This is a genomic window from Pantoea agglomerans NBRC 102470 (genome assembly GCF_001598475.1).
In the GTDB taxonomy this organism is placed as follows: Bacteria; Pseudomonadota; Gammaproteobacteria; order Enterobacterales; family Enterobacteriaceae; genus Pantoea; species Pantoea agglomerans.
The window spans coordinates 47,177-63,363 of record NZ_BCZA01000003.1 but is presented as its reverse complement, the minus strand read 5'-3'; the positions used below and the strand labels follow the sequence as shown (position 1 = coordinate 63,363).

15 protein-coding genes and 1 pseudogene are annotated in these 16,187 nt (G+C 57.0%); 11 read left to right on the top strand and 5 right to left on the bottom strand.

The features are described from left to right. The first annotated feature begins 176 nt into the window (after positions 1-176). Positions 177-497: a hypothetical protein gene (locus tag PAG01S_RS06435; protein ID WP_031591701.1), complete on the top strand. Its 321-nt coding sequence runs from the start codon at positions 177-179 to the stop codon at positions 495-497. Here PAG01S_RS06435 and PAG01S_RS06430 read toward each other — a convergent pair. Continuing rightward, positions 489-1,301, bottom strand: a complete 813-nt coding sequence (locus PAG01S_RS06430) for a DUF4225 domain-containing protein (RefSeq protein ID WP_062758111.1) — start codon at positions 1,299-1,301, stop codon at positions 489-491. The two genes, PAG01S_RS06435 and PAG01S_RS06430, sit on opposite strands and share 9 nt — an antisense overlap. 521 nt (positions 1,302-1,822) lie before the next feature. Here PAG01S_RS06430 and PAG01S_RS06425 point away from each other — a divergent pair. From PAG01S_RS06425 to idi, 3 genes are all read left to right on the top strand, one after another. Next, the gene (locus PAG01S_RS06425; protein ID WP_062758109.1) at positions 1,823-2,932 is read left to right on the top strand and encodes a suppressor of fused domain protein; all 1,110 of its coding nucleotides are present in this window, start codon (positions 1,823-1,825) and stop codon (positions 2,930-2,932) included. A gap of 191 nt (positions 2,933-3,123) precedes the next feature. After that, on the top strand, positions 3,124-5,019 hold the full coding sequence (locus PAG01S_RS06420; RefSeq protein WP_022625996.1) for a methyl-accepting chemotaxis protein: 1,896 nt from the start codon (positions 3,124-3,126) through the stop codon (positions 5,017-5,019). Positions 5,020-5,165: 146 nt separating this feature from the next. Further along, a complete protein-coding gene (gene idi, locus PAG01S_RS06415) occupies positions 5,166-5,708 on the top strand; it encodes an isopentenyl-diphosphate Delta-isomerase (RefSeq protein ID WP_010254245.1) in 543 nt (180 codons plus the stop codon). 141 nt (positions 5,709-5,849) lie between these two features. Here the strand turns inward: idi and PAG01S_RS06410 are convergent. Together PAG01S_RS06410 and PAG01S_RS06405 are read right to left on the bottom strand one after the other, a co-directional pair. Beyond that, positions 5,850-5,963 (bottom strand): annotated as a pseudogene (locus PAG01S_RS06410) (transcriptional regulator); the annotation flags it as partial. Between the two features lie 179 nt (positions 5,964-6,142). Next, the gene (locus tag PAG01S_RS06405; RefSeq protein WP_033785500.1) at positions 6,143-7,618 is read right to left on the bottom strand and encodes an MFS transporter; all 1,476 of its coding nucleotides are present in this window, start codon (positions 7,616-7,618) and stop codon (positions 6,143-6,145) included. Between the two features lie 306 nt (positions 7,619-7,924). Here PAG01S_RS06405 and osmF point away from each other — a divergent pair, with 306 nt between their 5' ends. From osmF to PAG01S_RS06385, 4 genes are read left to right on the top strand one after another with little or no spacing between them, the layout of a single operon-like run. Further along, positions 7,925-8,836, top strand: a complete 912-nt coding sequence (gene osmF / locus PAG01S_RS06400) for a glycine betaine ABC transporter substrate-binding protein OsmF (RefSeq protein WP_062758107.1) — start codon at positions 7,925-7,927, stop codon at positions 8,834-8,836. A gap of 3 nt (positions 8,837-8,839) precedes the next feature. Beyond that, positions 8,840-10,015: an ABC transporter permease gene (locus PAG01S_RS06395; protein WP_062758105.1), complete on the top strand. Its 1,176-nt coding sequence runs from the start codon at positions 8,840-8,842 to the stop codon at positions 10,013-10,015. Continuing rightward, positions 10,008-10,955 carry an ABC transporter ATP-binding protein gene (locus PAG01S_RS06390; RefSeq protein ID WP_062758103.1) on the top strand — a complete coding sequence of 316 codons (948 nt, stop codon included), beginning with the start codon at positions 10,008-10,010 and terminating at the stop codon, positions 10,953-10,955. Before PAG01S_RS06395 ends, PAG01S_RS06390 begins: the two co-directional genes overlap by 8 nt. Continuing rightward, positions 10,943-11,674 (top strand): ABC transporter permease, encoded by a 732-nt coding sequence (locus tag PAG01S_RS06385; protein ID WP_010669716.1) that lies wholly within the window; start codon positions 10,943-10,945, stop codon positions 11,672-11,674. Before PAG01S_RS06390 ends, PAG01S_RS06385 begins: the two co-directional genes overlap by 13 nt. Here PAG01S_RS06385 and PAG01S_RS22805 read toward each other — a convergent pair. Both PAG01S_RS22805 and PAG01S_RS06380 read right to left on the bottom strand, forming a co-directional pair. Further along, the gene (locus PAG01S_RS22805; RefSeq protein ID WP_010254271.1) at positions 11,655-11,762 is read right to left on the bottom strand and encodes a YohO family small membrane protein; all 108 of its coding nucleotides are present in this window, start codon (positions 11,760-11,762) and stop codon (positions 11,655-11,657) included. The two genes, PAG01S_RS06385 and PAG01S_RS22805, sit on opposite strands and share 20 nt — an antisense overlap. 87 nt (positions 11,763-11,849) lie before the next feature. Further along, complete coding sequence (locus PAG01S_RS06380; protein WP_010254274.1) at positions 11,850-12,584, bottom strand: MerR family transcriptional regulator; 735 nt, start codon at positions 12,582-12,584, stop codon at positions 11,850-11,852. Between the two features lie 149 nt (positions 12,585-12,733). Between PAG01S_RS06380 and PAG01S_RS06375 the strand changes: the two genes are divergently transcribed. The 3 genes from PAG01S_RS06375 (at position 12,734) to dinG (ending at position 16,172) form a co-directional block, all read left to right on the top strand. Beyond that, complete coding sequence (locus PAG01S_RS06375) at positions 12,734-13,297, top strand: XRE family transcriptional regulator (protein WP_033771214.1); 564 nt, start codon at positions 12,734-12,736, stop codon at positions 13,295-13,297. Then, positions 13,294-13,812 carry a GNAT family N-acetyltransferase gene (locus tag PAG01S_RS06370; RefSeq protein ID WP_062758101.1) on the top strand — a complete coding sequence of 173 codons (519 nt, stop codon included), beginning with the start codon at positions 13,294-13,296 and terminating at the stop codon, positions 13,810-13,812. The genes PAG01S_RS06375 and PAG01S_RS06370 overlap by 4 nt, the downstream gene beginning before the upstream one ends. Before the next feature lie 191 nt (positions 13,813-14,003). After that, a complete protein-coding gene (dinG, locus tag PAG01S_RS06365; protein WP_033767358.1) occupies positions 14,004-16,172 on the top strand; it encodes an ATP-dependent DNA helicase DinG in 2,169 nt (722 codons plus the stop codon). Positions 16,173-16,187 lie beyond the last annotated feature (15 nt).

Below are 16,187 nucleotides of genomic sequence, written 5' to 3'. Positions count from 1 at the left end.
CTGGGCAGGTGCTTTTGTGCAGACGTTAACTTATTGGGGGTTAGTTACAACAGGCTGATTGGGGCAGATACTAACATCCGTTTTGTGCCAGCGACGGAAGTTGCCGCATGAGAGACATACGCGTATATAATTGCGGTAGAATGAATGCACATTTTATGGATGAAAGGTGAAGCACCATGAAAGTTAGTGAGGCAGATTTGCTAAAGTCGGGTTTTACTGATGCTGATTTGAAAAAAATTAAAAATAACCTTGAAAGCTATGGCGGTACTCTGGGGGAAGCCGTAGCGGATTTAAAAAACAGATTCAGGGTGCTGTTATGGATTATTTCTGGCTGCACGTTAGTCTTTATATTTCTTCTGTGTTTCTCCACTAAAACATATATTTTAGGCGGAGGCCTGTCTCTGCTAATCGGGGTAGTCATAGTGACGTTTATTCAACCGCCAATGCTGGCCTGGAAGTCATGGCGTTACTGCCGGTTGAATAAAGAGTTAGCGTGATTGCTCGTTTAGGCTGAGTAAATCAAATATCACTTTAGCTTTAACACCCCAGCCAACGATTTTCATGGTCAGCTTCGGACGGCTCATAGTGTCAACTTTACGGAAGTAATCACGGGGCATCCATCTGAACAGCCGCCATGCGCCAGGCTTTCTCGCCAGCCCCCTAATGCTGTAAATATCGGCAGTAAGCGTTACCGTATTATAAAAAGCCAGTCCTGACTCTGGCTTAAAACCCATAAATTCAGCAGCTTGCATTGCACCATCGGCAAACATGCCTTCTGTGTTCTCGCCAGAGAGGCGCGGAATGAGTTCTTTAGACAGCCCATTAAGCCCGTCCATAACGAGAACGGCACCGGCCAGTGCGCCGAGTGGCGTCATTGTCGATATCATCAAAGCACCGCCGACAACAGCAAAACCTGAAATTACAACATGAACAGCGGAAATCATGTAACCCACAATTTTGTTGTTTTCACGCACAAACTCCACTTTGGCGTAGAGTTCTGCTGTCTTTGAACGCAGCAATTGTCCCTGCTCTTCAAGATTTTCTGTCTCTGACCTAAGGTGCTTAACGCACTTCATGCATTCTTCATCAGATTTTGCCTGCCGGGCGGCGGCGAACTGCCGGTCAATAACCGATTTTATTTCCTGGACAAACTGCATCCGGGTTAGCCCATCCCTGAGATAGAAAGCTGACAACCTGTTAGCTGTATCGATAAGTTTCCTGGCTTCAAGGTTGACCATTGTTTCAGCCCAGGCTTTATTCCTCCCGCCTGAGCGCATTATTTCAAGCAATGCTGCGTCCATTTTTTATCTCCCTATACATTACATCATCGATAATACTCTCTGATTATCAGCTGTAAACAACTAAAGGCCGCTCCATTGGTAATCAGCGATGCCATAATAATAAGCAGCAGGCGACTACTCAAGCGATCGCCAGGATAAGCTGATCAATTGCGTCTGCAGCAAATGACTATAAATGGGTTAAAGATTTATACAGTCGGCCAGAAATTTAATTAACGGTTAAGGTAAAAAGGATATTTAATAAACACCGTTATGCTGAATTAAACATACGATTCTGGAATGGCTTGCCCACTTCTCCTGAGTGTCATCAATATGAGTATTTATTCCGAACTTACGCTCCTCGCTCATAGTGGTCTCTGATACTAACAACGGCCACTCTTCCAAAGCGCAGCACTTCACCAAAAACCCTCACCACCCTCCAACTCCCACACTTTGAGACTATTACCCTTGTCTCAGATAGCCGCAGCCAGGATCCTGCTCTATTCTCGGGGAAAATGGATTCCTCCAGGCTTTGTCGAGGCACTATGACGTACAAATCCCTGATTGCTGAAGTCCACAATCAGCAGCGCACCCTGACCGCCATTGTCGAACAGGATGAGCGCACTGCCTATTTTTACATCTGGCCAACCGACCTGTTCCGCAGCCAGTATGCGGTACGCGGCTGCTGGCTACGAAACCTGCTGCCGGCACCGGCGCAGGAAGATCGCGAGGCGATGGAGCAGGGCATAGCGCCGCTGCTCAGCGCCGAGTATTGCCGTAATCTGGAAGCGGAACCCGCGCTGGATCCGGCGGGTCTGCAGGTGCTGTGGGAGCCGAGCGATGATGGCGCGGCGCTGTGGTACTACGGCCAGCTGCTGGCGGTGATCCCCGGCTGGAGCCTCTATCAGGAGAAGCAGGTGAGCTTCTCTGCTGGCTGCATCAAAAAGAACCGGCTGACGGCACCGCTGGGTTCGGCATCAACCAATGACTACTACGCACGTGCGGAGCATCAGCGTCAGTTCTGGCGCGAATGGCACGACGGCAGCGAGTGGGATAAGGTTCAGAACGATCTGATGGCCTGTTATCAGGCGCGCTTTGGCGAGTCAGTAAAGTATTACGCTATCGATCAGGGCAGCTGGCCGCCGATGGCGATCTCCCAGCACTGGCATCAGGGCATCTGGTATTTCCTGACCATCGGCATGAGCATCCGGCCGATGCCGCAGGTCGATTATCTGTTTGATGAGCTGGCGCCGCAGTATCGCCGTATTGAACTGGGTATGGCGGTTGACGGTGAGGTCATGACCGAAGGCAACGCGGTGCAGATGGCCAGCGCGCTGGCGGAGTTCGTGCATCTGCCGTGGGCGCGGCTGACCTGGCTGGGCGAGGGCCATACGCTGGCGTCGGAAGTGGCACCCGTCGGCTTTGAAAGCTTCCTGCTCGCCAATGAGCTGGCAACCGAACAGGCGCAGTTCTCGCTGCCAAAACGCGACGGCGATCGCCCGACTCTGCTCTGGACTACGCCGATTACGGAAACGGAACGGCAGTTCGCGCAGGCGGATGAACATGGTGGTCAGAAGTTACGGGAATTGTTAACGGCGGATGGCAATAATCACATCTTCCGCCCGCGCCAGCAGGTCGTCAGTTCAGAAGAGTAGGCCAGCAATAATGCGCCTGTTCGCCCATTCCCCGGCGCCCGCCGGGGATGTGATAGTTTCTCACTGAAATTAAATTTTTACATAAATCAAACATTTCTCAAATATGTGATCCTGCTCATCTCAAGTTCCCGCTTGCCGCGCCGTTAAACCCGATCAGGCAATCGCGCCGCACCAGGTTCAGGGGAACGAAGATGTTTAAAACAACACAATCCCGCTTCACCGCAACAATGATCGCGTTCTTTGTTGCGCTTTTACTCGTTACAGTCTGGGTTATTAATCAGTTTGTCGCGCCACAGCTGGTCGATAGCGAAAGCCGTCTGGTTCGCTATCAGGTGGATTCGCTGGCTTCCGGTATCGTTGAACAGATGAACCGCGTTCAGGCCCAGCAGCGCGCCATTACCGAAGCCGCATCCGTCATGGACAGCGCCACTATCGACACCCTTTTACCGACGCTGGTTAACCAGTATCAGGACAGCAATGTGTTTGGTGGCGGGATCTGGCCACTGCCAAATCGTCGTGACCCGGCCAAAGAGAAGGACAGCAGCTTCTTTGCCCGTAATGCCAGCAATGAACTGCAGGTGAACACCTACTGGAACTCCGACGCGGCTGACAAATACTGGGAGCAACCCTGGTACAAAGATGGCATGGCCGCTCCGAAAGGCCAGTGTGCCTGGGCAAAAGCCTATCAGGATGCCGCCAGCCCGCAGCCGCGCACCAACTGTGCTATGGCCATCTACAAAAACGGCACGGCCTGGGGTGTCGCCACCATCGACGTGACGCTGGGGTTCTTTAACCAGCTGGCGAAGCAGATGGGTGAAACCATTCAGGGCAACGTCCTGATCGTCGAAGCCGACGGTAAAGTCGTGGGCAATGGCGCACTGGTGAATGCCGCACCGAAGCTGGAGAACCTGGCTGACGTGCAGATGCCGATGGCAGCACCGCTGAAAACGCTGCTTAACGGTGTTGGCAATCAGCCGCTGGAAACCACCTATGACAGCAGTGAAGGCGAGCAGACGCTGTTCGTGCAGGCCATTCCTGGCAGCCCGTGGTATCTCGCCAGCAGCCTGCCAACCAGCCTGCTGAAAGCGCAGTCGCACAACATGCTGACTCGTCTGGGTCTGGTGCAGATCCCTCTGGCGGTAATCCTGCTGCTGGTGTCGCTGGGCTTTGTCCGCGCCATGATGAAACGTCTTAACGTGCTGAACAGCAACATTGAAGCGCTGTCGACCGGTGGTGCGGATCTGACTCAGCGTCTGCCAGCCAGCAACAGCCCGGAGTTCAACGCCGTCGCGCAGAGCTTTAACCAGTTCATCAGCTATCTGCAGGGGCTGCTCCAGCAGGTGGGCGACAGCGCGCTGGCGATCACTGCCGCGTCGCGGGAAATTGCCAGCGGCAACGCTAATCTCTCTTCCCGTACCGAAGATCAGGCCAGCTCGATTGTAGAAACGGCCGCGTCGATGGAGCAGCTGACCGGCACCGTGCGTCAGAACGCCGACAACGCCACCCACGCTAACCAGCTGGCGGGTGATGCCTCGCAGGTGGCCGCACGTGGCACCGAAGTGGTCCGTCAGGTGGTGACCACCATGGGCGAGATTCATCACTCATCCCGTAAAGTGGTCGATATCATCAGCGTGATCGACAGCATCGCATTCCAGACCAATATCCTGGCGCTGAACGCCGCAGTAGAAGCCGCACGGGCCGGTGAACAGGGTCGCGGTTTTGCGGTGGTGGCATCGGAAGTGCGCAACCTGGCACAGCGTTCAGCCAACTCGGCGCGTGAGATTAAAAAGTTAATCGAAGAGTCGGTGGCGAACATCGATACCGGCAGCGCGCTGGTCGAGCAGGCGGGTCAGACCATGGATGAGCTGATGAAGGGCGTGAGCAGTGTGACAACGCTGATGAGTGAAATCATGTCAGCCAGCCGCGAACAGAGCCTGGGCATCGAACAGGTTAACGTTGCGATTACCCAGTTGGATGGCACCACGCAGCAGAACGCCGTGCTGGTGGAGCAGGTTTCTGCTGCCGCGCAGGCGATGGAATCGCAGAGCACCCAGCTTGAGCGGGTGGTTCAGAGCTTCCGACTGTAATCCCTCTCCAGGCCAGCCTTGCTGGCCTGATTTTCTCTCTGCTTCATCCGCTTATCTCCGCCTGACCCGGGTAAAAAATCCTCGATGATCCGCCCAAACCGATAATTCTGTGCCAGAATAGTTGGGAATAATCTCAAGGAAACGCCATGTCTGCTATTGAAGTTATCCTCGTTGACCACCTCGATCGTCCCACCGGCAAGATGGAAAAGCTGGAAGTGCATGAAAAAGGATTACTGCACCGCGCGGTGACGGTCTACGTCTTCAATTCCCGGCAGGAGCTGTTGCTACAACGGCGTGCCAGCGATAAATATCATTGTGGTGGCTTGTGGAGTAATACCTGCTGTGGTCATCCTTATCCCCATGAATCAACCCGCGACGCCGCCGAGCGCCGCTTGCGTGAAGAGATGGGGATGGTGGTGACGCTGACGCCGGTGTTTGAGCTGAGCTACAACCTGAAACTGAGCAATGGCCTGACTGAACATGAGTATGGTCACGTCTTCTTTGCCGTCTGCGACAGCCTGCCGCAGCTGAATCCGCAGGAAGCGGATGCCTGGGATTATCGCCCGATGGCGCTGATTGAGCAGCAGATGCAGCAGCAGCCACAGCAGTTCACACCGTGGTTTTTGCACACCTTCCCGCGCATCCCGGACTATCTGGAGCAGTTTCCTTTCCCGCAAGTCACCGCATAAAAAAACCGCACTAAGGTGCGGTTTAGTTGTGGGTGGGAGAAGTCCGGACTAAATAAATCAACGGGTTTTAAGCGATGCCAGAATTTGGTCTTATTACGGGTCCTGCGGTTGATTCATCTTCTGTAAGCTTTTCTGCTTCGCTTTAACTTTAACCGCAGTGACAGTATTCTCACGGAATGGCTCGCGGGAGCCTTCTGCAATTTCATTCATCTGAGTCATGCTTTCTTTCAAACGCTCAAACAGTTTTTTGTCCATTACCAGCCCTCGTTCAACGCCTTTAACAGATGTTTTTCATTCTCTTATAAATCATCCCGAGTGCCTTTGTTATAAATCATTAGCTATCTGATTTGTGATTCAGATGCTTTGCAATCAGGTTAAAAAGGCACCTTACACCGCTCCCTGAGCCTGCGCGCTATCCACACCCTGACCGTTGATTATCGCTGCAATTCAAAATCTTCCGCATCCACATCATAACCCGACGGTTCCCAGCGGATCGCCAGCAGCGCCAGCAGGCCCGCCAGTGGTGCAAGGAAGATCACCCAGAACACGCCGGTGCCCAGCGCCGCGACCAGCACCGGAAACAGAAACAGCGAAACGGTAGAGCTGCCGCGCATCAGCGTCTGGTTAAAGCCGACACCCACGCCGCGCAGCGACGTCGGATAGCTCAGCGACGCAAAAGTCATGGTATGCGAACCCGGCCCGAATCCCTGTCCAAACAGGAACAGCGCCAGCATGCCGATCGCCAGCGCGGCTTCCTGACCGCCTTCCGGACGACCAATCAGCGCCAGCCCGAGCAGCGCCACGCACTGACAGGCATATCCCGCCACCGACATCTTCCACGCCCCGAGGCGCGGCACCAGCCGCACCGCCAGTATCCCGCCGACAAAGGCGAACAGCAGATTCAACGCCAGCGACACCAGAATGGTGGTAAGCATTGACTGGGCAAAGAAGCTGGAGATGATCACCGGCAAGCCAAACGCCACCGCGTTATAAGCAAAAGATGAGGCAATGGAAGTGATGGTCGCCAGCAGGGTACGGCGGCGATAAACGCCCTGTAACAGCGCGCCATAGTTACGCCAGCTCGCCTTGCGCACCGGCGTGGCAGGCGTCAGCGCGGCGTCGGGCGCCACCTGAGCATTAATACTCCACGCACTGCGTAAAATCGCCGCGGCACCTTTCAGGTCGCCCTGATTCGCCGCCCAAACCGGGGATTCGCTCATGTAACGGCTACGGATGGCGATGATGATAATCGCCGGAACGGCACCAAAACCGAGGATTAGACGCCAGAGCCAGTCGGTGTGGCTTTCGGGTAACACGGCATAGAGCAAGAGCACCAGCAGATAAGAGATGCTGATCGCCGCATACCAGGTTGGGCACCACATCGCCACGCTAGCCGCTTTATTTCCCTTGCCACGCAGTCTGGAAAACTCCGCCAGAAACGCCATCGCCACCGGCAGATCGATTCCGACTCCCAGGCCCATCACAAAACGCGCGCCGGCCAGCACATACTCATTGGGGGCAAACGCACAGGCGATAGCCGCCACCACGAAAAAGAACATATCGGCCATAAACACCCGATAACGGCCAATTTTATCCGTGAGATAGCCGCCGATCAGTGCGCCGATAATGGCCCCGAAGGTGATTGCCGAGGCAACCATGCCGGTGCCGGTCGGGGTGAGATTAAATTCGCGCGTGATGTCTTTGATGCCAAAGGCCAGCGCACCCAGGTCGTAGGCGTCAAGGAAGACGCCCCCCAGCGCAATCGCCACCACAATGCGGGCATTATTACGGGCGCTGTCGCCACTGTTCACTAATCGGGAGACGTCAGCTGCGCTGCGGATCCACTGTGTTTCGCCACCGGGCGAACTCCCTGCTGTTGCCACGTGGGCGGAAGAGGTCAGGTCGGACATGATGTTGTGCGTCTTTTATTATAAAAACAGATTTCCGAGAATAGCCGTTTAGACACCCAGACGTAAATTCATTTCGGTTATATGAGATGAATTTATAATCTCAAATCGTTATCAATTTGCGATAAAGTCAGCTACATCGCCGCTGCGCCAGGCTACGCTTTTAAGGCAGATAATTTCCGCTGTACGCCTTGCCAGCCTCCCGCAGAGTGGCAGGAGGGCAGCCTGAACGCGCAGGCGCACAACGCCTTGTTAATCATCACGCACGAACAAAACGTAAAAACAACACACTGCGATAAGGAAAAAGCCATGGTCAGAATTCGGGGTTGGATGGGCGTCAGCGCTTTGCTGCTCAGCATGGGGATAGCACAGGCGGCGGACCCGGTGCGGGTCGGCTCAAAAATTGATACCGAAGGATCGCTGCTGGGCAATGTGATTCTTCAGGTGCTGGAAAAGCACGGGGTAAAAACCGTCAATAAAATTCAGCTCGGCACCACGCAGGTGGTGCGCGGTGCCATCACGGCGGGCGAACTTGATATCTATCCGGAATATACCGGCAACGGTGCATTTTTCTTCAATGATGAGAAAGACAGCGCCTGGAAAAATGCCACCGAAGGCTACGAGAAAGTGAAGAAGCTGGATGCGGAGAAAAACCATCTGGTCTGGCTGACACCCGCTCCGGCCAATAACACCTGGACCATCGCTGTGCGAAAAGATCTGGCTGAAAAAAATCAGCTCAACTCTCTGGCGGACCTCAGCGCCTGGCTGAAAAAAGGCGGTACCTTCAAACTGGCGGCCTCAGCAGAATTTATTGAACGTAGCGATGCCTTACCCGCCTTTGAAAAAGCCTATGGCTTTGACCTCAAGCAGGACCAGCTGCTGTCGCTGGCTGGCGGCGATACCGCTGTTACCATCAGCGCAGCGGCACAGCAGACTTCCGGCGTAAACGCGGCGATGGCGTACGGCACCGACGGTCCGGTAGCGGCATTAGGTCTGCAGACGCTCAGCGATCCTAAAGGGGTTCAGCCGATTTATGCGCCGACGCCGGTGATCCGTGAATCGGTACTCAAAGCCTATCCAGAGATTGCAGAGTGGCTCAAGCCGGTGTTCAGCGCGCTTGACGAGAAGACGCTGCAGCAGCTCAACGCCAAAATCGCGGTCGACGGTCAGGATGCCAGCAGCGTAGCGACCGAATGGCTGCAGCAGAAAAAGCTGCTGTAACCGATGCAGATATCGCGGGAAGCGATAAGCCGTCCGGTTGAGCAGCCGGTGGCACTGCTGCTGCTGACGCTGCTGACTCTGGCGCTGGTGGCATTGCCGTTTCTGAACTTCGCCCCAAACCGTCTGGTGGCGGGTGAACCGCTGATGGGCTGGCAGATTAGCCGCTTCGGGCTGTTGCTGCTGCCGCTGTTGACGCTGTGGCTGCTGCTGTGGCGGCATCCGACCCGCATCACGCTGATGCTGGCGCTGCTGGCGGCAGAACTGATGCTGGCGGCGATCATCTGGCTCAGCGGTCATCAGGCCACTTTACTCAGCCAGCAGGGCAGCCGTCTGGCGCGCACCAGCTTTGCCAGCGGATTGTGGTGCAGCGGCGCGCTGATCCTGCTGCTGATCACCGATCAGGTGCGGCAACTGACCCGCCATCGGCTGGCACAGCTGCTGCTCAATCTGCAGGTCTGGCTATTGCCGCTTTTGCTGCTGTTCAGTGGCCAGCTCAGCGATCTCTCCCTGCTGAAAGAGTATGCCAACCGCCACGCGGTGTTTGATGCCGCGCTGAGCCGTCATCTCACCCTGCTGACGGGCACGGTGGTGCCTGCGCTGATGATTGCGCTGCCGCTGGGCGTCACGCTGTTCCGGCGGCCTGGCTGGCAGGGCGGGGTGTTCGGTGTGCTGAATGTGATTCAGACTGTGCCCTCGGTGGCGCTGTTTGGTCTGCTGATTGCGCCGCTGGCCGGACTGGCTCAGCAGTTTCCGTGGCTCGGCGACTGGGGCATCAGCGGCATTGGGATGGCTCCGGCGCTGATCGCGCTGGTGCTTTACGCCCTGCTGCCGCTGGTGCGCAGCGTGGTGGTGGGGCTGCAACAGGTGCCGCACGAGGTACGTGAGAGTGCACGTGGCGTCGGCATGAGTGGCTGGCAGCAGTTTATTGCGGTGGATGTGCCGCTGGCGCTGCCGGTCTGGCTGGCGGGCCTGCGGGTAGTGGTGGTGCAGACGCTGGGCATGGCGGTGGTTGCGGCGCTGATTGGCGCGGGCGGCTTTGGCGCGATTATTTTCCAGGGACTGCTAAGCAGTGCGCTTGATTTGGTGTTGCTGGGTGTGATCCCAGTGATTGCGCTGGCGGTGGTCATCGATGCGCTGTTCCGCCTGCTGATCTCACTGCTGGAGAGAAAAGATGATTGAGTTTGACGGCGTTTCCCGCGCGTTTAACGGTAAAGCGGCGGTGAAAGATCTGTCGTTACAGGTGGCGAAAGGGGAATTTTGCGTGCTGCTTGGCACCTCCGGTTCGGGCAAATCGACCACCCTGAAGATGATCAACCGGCTGGTGGAGTTTGACAGTGGTGAAATCCGCTTTGCCGGAGAGTCGATTCGCCAGCTCGATGCCCGCACGCTGCGGCGGCACATGGGCTACGCGATCCAGTCGATTGGTCTGTTTCCGCACTGGACGGTGCGGAAGAATATCGCCACGGTGCCAGTGCTGCTGGGCTGGCCCCGGGCACAGGTCAATGAACGTATCACGGCGCTGCTGGCGCTGCTGAATCTCGATGCGCAGCTGCTGGACCGCTATCCGCATCAGCTCTCGGGTGGGCAGCAGCAGCGCATCGGCGTGGCGCGGGCGCTGGCGGCGGATCCGGAAGTGTTACTGATGGATGAGCCGTTTGGTGCACTCGACCCGGTGACGCGCGGGGTGCTGCAACAGGAGATGTTGCGCATTCATCAACTGTCGGGCCGCACCATCGTGCTGGTGACGCATGACATCGACGAAGCGCTGACGCTGGCAGACCGTATTGTGCTGATGGATAACGGCGAGATTGTTCAGCAGGGCAGGCCAGTCGAGCTGCTGACCCAGCCGAAAAATGATTTTGTGCGCGACTTCTTTGGTCGCAGCGAAATGGGGGTACGGCTGTTGTCGCTGGAGCAGGTCGGTAATGCCGTGCGGCGCGGCGAGTGGCTGCCGGGCGAACCGATCGCTGCGGCACTGACGCTGCGCGATGCCCTGTCGCAGTTTATCGCCCGGCGTACCGATAAACTGCCGGTCATTGACGATCAGCAGCGGCCGCTGGGCGTGCTCCACTTTGGCGATCTGCTGCAACTGCGCGAGGATTTAACATGCGCAGGCTAAGGGATCCGCTGCTGTGGCTGGTGCTGTTCTACGGCGCGCTGCTGACCCTGATGCCTTACAGCGGGCCGCTGTTTCACCGCTGGTTTCCCGAACTGGCGCGGCCTCTCTATCAGCAGGAGAGCTTCTGGCAGCTGACGCTGGCGCATCTGTTTCTGGTGATCACCGCCAGCCTGCTGGCGATCGTGATTGGCATTGGCAGTGGTGTGCTGGTGACGCGGCGGGCGGGCCGGGCCTTCCGGCCGCTGATGGAAACCATTGTGGCGGCAGGGCAGACGATTCCGCCGGTGGCAGTGCTGGCGATTGCGGTGCCGGTGATGGGATTTGGCGCCTGGCCCGCAGTCGTGGCGCTGCTGCTCTACGGATTGCTGCCGATTTTACAGGGGACGCTGGCGGGTATTGATAGCGTACCGGCCAGCAGTCGGGAGATCGCCATCGGGGTCGGCATGAGTAGCTGGCAGCGACTGTGGCAGATTGAGCTGGCGCTGGCTGCGCCGGTCATCATCGCCGGGATACGCACCTCGGTGATCATCAACATCGGCACCGCTGCCATCGCCTCGACGGTCGGCGCGAAAAGTCTGGGATCGCCGGTGATTATCGGCTTAAGCGGCTTTAATACAGCCTATGTCATTCAGGGGGCATTACTGGTGGCGCTGCTGGCGATAGTCAGCGATCGCCTGTTTGAACGCCTGCAGCGCTGGCTTAGCGTGAGTGAACGATGAGAGAGTATCCCACCAGCATCAGACCGCCGGTGCCGCCTGCCGCCATAATAAAAAACAGCGTGGCGAAGAAAGCTTTTTTACAGTTCATGGGTAAAACCTGAGCTCGTTAACAGTGAGGCGGGGATAATAGCGCGCGCAAGGCAGCAGGCAAAGTGCCCGGCGTGCGTTTTTGTTATCAGGCGGGATCGTGCAACCGCACGGCATAGCCCTGTTCCTGCCAGTGTGACAGCTGTTCCTGCTGGCGGCGGGTCAGTTTTTTACCGGTAAAGACAAACATATTCATGCCGGGAAAGAGTTCAGGACGCGGTAAATCCAGCGGTTCTGCCAGCACATCAATCCGCCAGCCATGCTGCGACAGACGCCAGCCTTCCAGCCAGATTCGGGTACGATCGTCGATACCCCAGCCAATAATCAGCGCATCTTTACCCGATTTTTTGCGGCTGCCGGTCAGGCAAAACGCGACATAATCGATCAGCAAACCATCCAGCAGACTGCACATGGTGCGGGCGGTGTTCTGATCCAGACTCAGCTTCTGGCGCACCGGCATAAAAACATGATCGATCAGCGCATCAATCGGATGTTCGCGACCAATCGCGGCAATTTTATTACGAAGTTTAGCGGGTCTGACGTGACGCAGGACGCTGATCAGCTCATCCTGGAGTGTGGTCCAGCCGTCATGGGCATCAACATCGCCACCTTCCAGCAGTGCCTTAACTTTACCGACCGGCACGCCGCTTTCAATCCAGCGCATAATCTCTTCGATGCGATGAACATCTTCTTCGTCAAACTGACGATGTCCGCCTTCGGTACGTTGCGGCTTCAGTAAGCCATAACGACGCTGCCAGGCGCGCAGGGTGACTGGGTTTATGCCACAGCGCTCGGCGACGTCACCGATACTGTATAAGGTCATAAATTCCTCTTTCGATTGGTCTGAGTGCAATTACCATAACGAAGCCGACTAAGTTGTACAATACATTTCTCGATGTACAACTTGACTGATACGCCGTTTCTCCGTTATATCTCATATAAGAGAATTATTCCCAAATATGAGAAATCACTATGTCAGAGCTGAATACGGAGCAACGACTGGCGGTGAGGCTGGCAGAATTACGCCTGCAACGCGGCTGGTCGCTGGATGAACTTGCTGTCGCAACGGGCATCAGTCGTGCGTCATTATCGCGCATTGAGCGAAGCGAGACCAGCCCTACTGCTGCGCTGCTTAACCGTCTGTGTGTTGCCTACGGATTAACGATGTCGCGCCTGCTCAGTGAAGTGGAGGAGGAGTCCAGTTTGCTGATCAGAGATGACCAGCAGCCCGTGTGGCAGGATGAATCCAGCGGATTTATTCGCCGGAATGTCTCACCCCCTGCGCTTCATTTCCGATGCGAACTGGTTGAGGGCAAATTACGACCCGGTGCACGTATAGATTATGATGCGCCACCCATTCAGGGGCTGGAGCAGCATATCTGGCTGCGCGAGGGCGGCCTCACCGTCACGATGGGGGCGCAGCAGTGGGCGCTGAAGCCCGGTGACTGCTTACGTTTTCATCTGGTCGGGAAATCGGCTTTTGAGGCGCACCTGACTGACGGTGCGCGCTATTTACTGGTGGTGGCGAAACCATGATCGATTACACAATACTTCGCGCCGACGAAGCGCAACAGCAACTGGGCGAACTTACAGCGGTGCTGCAGGCCTGTGTGGCAGACGGCGCCAGCGTCGGCTTTATTGATGCCGCAGACGAAGAGGTGATGACGCGATTCTGGCAGCAGCGGATCGCCGGTCTGGCAGACGGGGACAGCGAACTATTCGTTGCGCGGCAGCACGGTCGTATCGTGGGTACTGTCCTTCTCAATGGCAGCGCCATGCCTAATGGCCGACACCGGGCGGAGATCAGCAAATTGCTGGTGCATCCGCAGGCGCGCCGTCAGGGCATCGCGCGTGAGCTGATGCAGCGCGCTGAGCAGCAGGCCCGTGCGCAGGGCAAAACGCTGCTGGTGCTGGATACGCGCAGCGGCGATGTCGCCAGCGATCTCTATCGCTCGCTGGGCTGGCAGGTGGCGGGGTCGATCCCGTTTTATGCCGAATCCACCGCGGGCGTGCTGGATGCCACCACCTATATGTACAAAGTGCTGGCGTAGCCAGCCGCTAGCTCATGCGGCTGGCCTTTCTTCGTGCCGGACCGGCCCGGGTTGACGGGCTGCCCGCACGACCCTGAAACGGGCAACTGCTGAAATTTACGACGTCGCACGAAAAATTCGGCGCGAAAGCTGACGCCAACAGGATACTGTGTAAAAATACAGGCCATATTTTCGGTGTGGTAACGCAAATCATGGCCCTGACAGCCGCAGTAAAAAGCCAGATAGCGCAGTGGTATAAAGCGCTTCAGGAGCAGGTGCCTGACTTCATCCCACGTGCGCCGCAGCGCCAGATGATCGCCGAAGTGGCGAAATGCCTGGCGGGCGACGATTCGCGCCATCTGGCGGTTGAAGCGCCAACCGGCGTGGGCAAAACCCTCTCTTATCTGATCCCGGGCATCGCGGCCAGCCGCGCCCAGGAGAAGCGGCTGGTGATCAGCACCGCCAACGTGGCGCTGCAGGATCAAATCTTCACCAAAGATCTGCCGCTGCTGAAAAAAATCATTCCCGATCTCACCTTTACTGCCGCCTTTGGCCGCGGGCGCTATGTCTGTCCGCGTAATCTGGCGGCGATGGCGGCCGATGACGATGAGCAGGGCGATCTGCTGCTTTATCTGGACGATGACGCCGTCAGCAGCACTAAAGAGGAGCAGACGCAGTGTGGCCGGTTGCAGAAATCGCTGGATCGCTATCAGTGGGACGGCCTGCGCGATCACAGCGACGAGAACGTCAGCGACAGCCTGTGGCAGCGGCTTTCCACCGACAAAGCGAGCTGCCTTGGCGCACACTGTCGCTGGTATCGTGAATGCCCGTTCTTTGTGGCGCGGCGTGAAATCGAGCAGGTCGATGTAGTGGTGGCGAACCATGCGCTGGTCATGGCAGCAATGGAGAATGAGTCGGTGCTGCCACCGGCAAAAAACCTGATGCTGGTGCTGGATGAAGGGCATCACCTGCCGGAAGTGGCCCGCGATGCGCTGGAGATGAGCGCCGACATCACGCCGGGCTGGAGCAGCCTGCAGCTCGACCTCTTTATCAAGCTGGTAGAGAGCATTATGACGCAGATGCGGCCAAAATCGCCGCCGCCGCTGGCTAACCCGGAGCGGCTGAAAGCGCACTGCGATGAGCTGCGTGAACTGCTGACGATTACCGCTCAGGCGCTGAATCCGCTGCTGCCACCGCATAACCAGCCGGGCGAATTCCGCTTTGTGCTGGGGGCGTTGCCCCAGGAGTTGCTGGATCTCTGCGCCCGGCTCTTTAAGCTCAGCGATGCGCTGCGCGGCCTGAGTGAAGGTTTGATTAATGCGCTGAGCGAGCAGACCGGCAAGGTGGATGTGGTGCGACTGCATCGCAATCTGCTGCAGCTCAATCGCCAGTTTGGCTGGTTCGAATCGGTCAGTAAACTGTGGCGGCTGGCGGCGATGGAAAAAGCCTCTGGCGCGCCGGTGTCGAAGTGGATCACCCGCGAGCTGCGTGAAGGTCAGGCGCACCTGCTGTTTCATTGCGCCGGTATCCGCGTCAGCGACCAGCTGGAGAAGATGCTGTGGCGTAAAATTCCGCACGTGGTCGTGACCTCCGCCACCCTGCGATCGCTTAACAGTTTCAACCGCCTGCAGGAGATGTCGGGACTCAGCGAGAAGGCGGGCGACCGCTTTGTGGCACTGGACTCCCCGTTTAACCACGTGGAGCAGGGCAAGCTGGTGATCCCGCAGATGCGCTATGAGCCGCTGATGACGCACGAAGCGGAGCATATCGCGGAGATGGCCGGTTTCTTCCGGCAGCAGATGGCGGAGAAAAAGCACAAAGGCGTGCTGGTGCTGTTTGCCAGCAACCGGGCGATGCAGCAGTTTGTCGCCTGTCTGCCCGACCTGCGCCTCTCAATGCTGGTTCAGGGCGATCAGCCGCGCAGCCGCCTGGTCGATTTGCATCGTCAGCGCGTCGCCAAAGGGGAAACCAGCATCCTGATTGGCCTGCAGTCGTTTGCCGAAGGGCTGGATCTCAAAGGCGATCTGCTGAGTCAGGTGCATATCCATAAAATCGCTTTTCCCCCGGTAGACAGTCCGGTAATTTTGACCGAAGGCGAGTGGCTGAAAAGCCTTAAACGCTATCCGTTTGAGGTGCAGAGCTTACCCAGCGCCTCTTTTACCCTGATTCAACAGGTCGGACGCCTGATTCGCAGCCATCAATGTTATGGCGAAATCGTCATTTACGACCGCCGTCTGCTGAGCAAATCTTACGGCAGCCGGCTGTTAGCGGCGCTGCCGATCTTCCCGATTGAGCAGCCGGAAACGCCAGAGCCGGCAGCGATACCGGCCACCGTGGTGCCAAAAAACACGGTGCGTAAACGACGTCCCACGCGGCGCTGAGCCGCGCACTTAACC

What these genes read in the sequence shown, in the direction of transcription:
- PAG01S_RS06435 (WP_031591701.1), top strand. Translation starts at nt 177, where the DNA reads ATGAAAGTTAGTGAGGCAGATTTGCTAAAGTCGGGTTTTACTGATGCT.
- PAG01S_RS06430 (WP_062758111.1), bottom strand. Translation starts at nt 1,301, where the DNA reads ATGGACGCAGCATTGCTTGAAATAATGCGCTCAGGCGGGAGGAATAAA.
- PAG01S_RS06425 (WP_062758109.1), top strand. Translation starts at nt 1,823, where the DNA reads ATGACGTACAAATCCCTGATTGCTGAAGTCCACAATCAGCAGCGCACC.
- PAG01S_RS06420 (WP_022625996.1), top strand. Translation starts at nt 3,124, where the DNA reads ATGTTTAAAACAACACAATCCCGCTTCACCGCAACAATGATCGCGTTC.
- idi (WP_010254245.1), top strand. Translation starts at nt 5,166, where the DNA reads ATGTCTGCTATTGAAGTTATCCTCGTTGACCACCTCGATCGTCCCACC.
- PAG01S_RS06405 (WP_033785500.1), bottom strand. Translation starts at nt 7,618, where the DNA reads ATGTCCGACCTGACCTCTTCCGCCCACGTGGCAACAGCAGGGAGTTCG.
- osmF (WP_062758107.1), top strand. Translation starts at nt 7,925, where the DNA reads ATGGTCAGAATTCGGGGTTGGATGGGCGTCAGCGCTTTGCTGCTCAGC.
- PAG01S_RS06395 (WP_062758105.1), top strand. Translation starts at nt 8,840, where the DNA reads ATGCAGATATCGCGGGAAGCGATAAGCCGTCCGGTTGAGCAGCCGGTG.
- PAG01S_RS06390 (WP_062758103.1), top strand. Translation starts at nt 10,008, where the DNA reads ATGATTGAGTTTGACGGCGTTTCCCGCGCGTTTAACGGTAAAGCGGCG.
- PAG01S_RS06385 (WP_010669716.1), top strand. Translation starts at nt 10,943, where the DNA reads ATGCGCAGGCTAAGGGATCCGCTGCTGTGGCTGGTGCTGTTCTACGGC.
- PAG01S_RS22805 (WP_010254271.1), bottom strand. Translation starts at nt 11,762, where the DNA reads ATGAACTGTAAAAAAGCTTTCTTCGCCACGCTGTTTTTTATTATGGCG.
- PAG01S_RS06380 (WP_010254274.1), bottom strand. Translation starts at nt 12,584, where the DNA reads ATGACCTTATACAGTATCGGTGACGTCGCCGAGCGCTGTGGCATAAAC.
- PAG01S_RS06375 (WP_033771214.1), top strand. Translation starts at nt 12,734, where the DNA reads ATGTCAGAGCTGAATACGGAGCAACGACTGGCGGTGAGGCTGGCAGAA.
- PAG01S_RS06370 (WP_062758101.1), top strand. Translation starts at nt 13,294, where the DNA reads ATGATCGATTACACAATACTTCGCGCCGACGAAGCGCAACAGCAACTG.
- dinG (WP_033767358.1), top strand. Translation starts at nt 14,004, where the DNA reads ATGGCCCTGACAGCCGCAGTAAAAAGCCAGATAGCGCAGTGGTATAAA.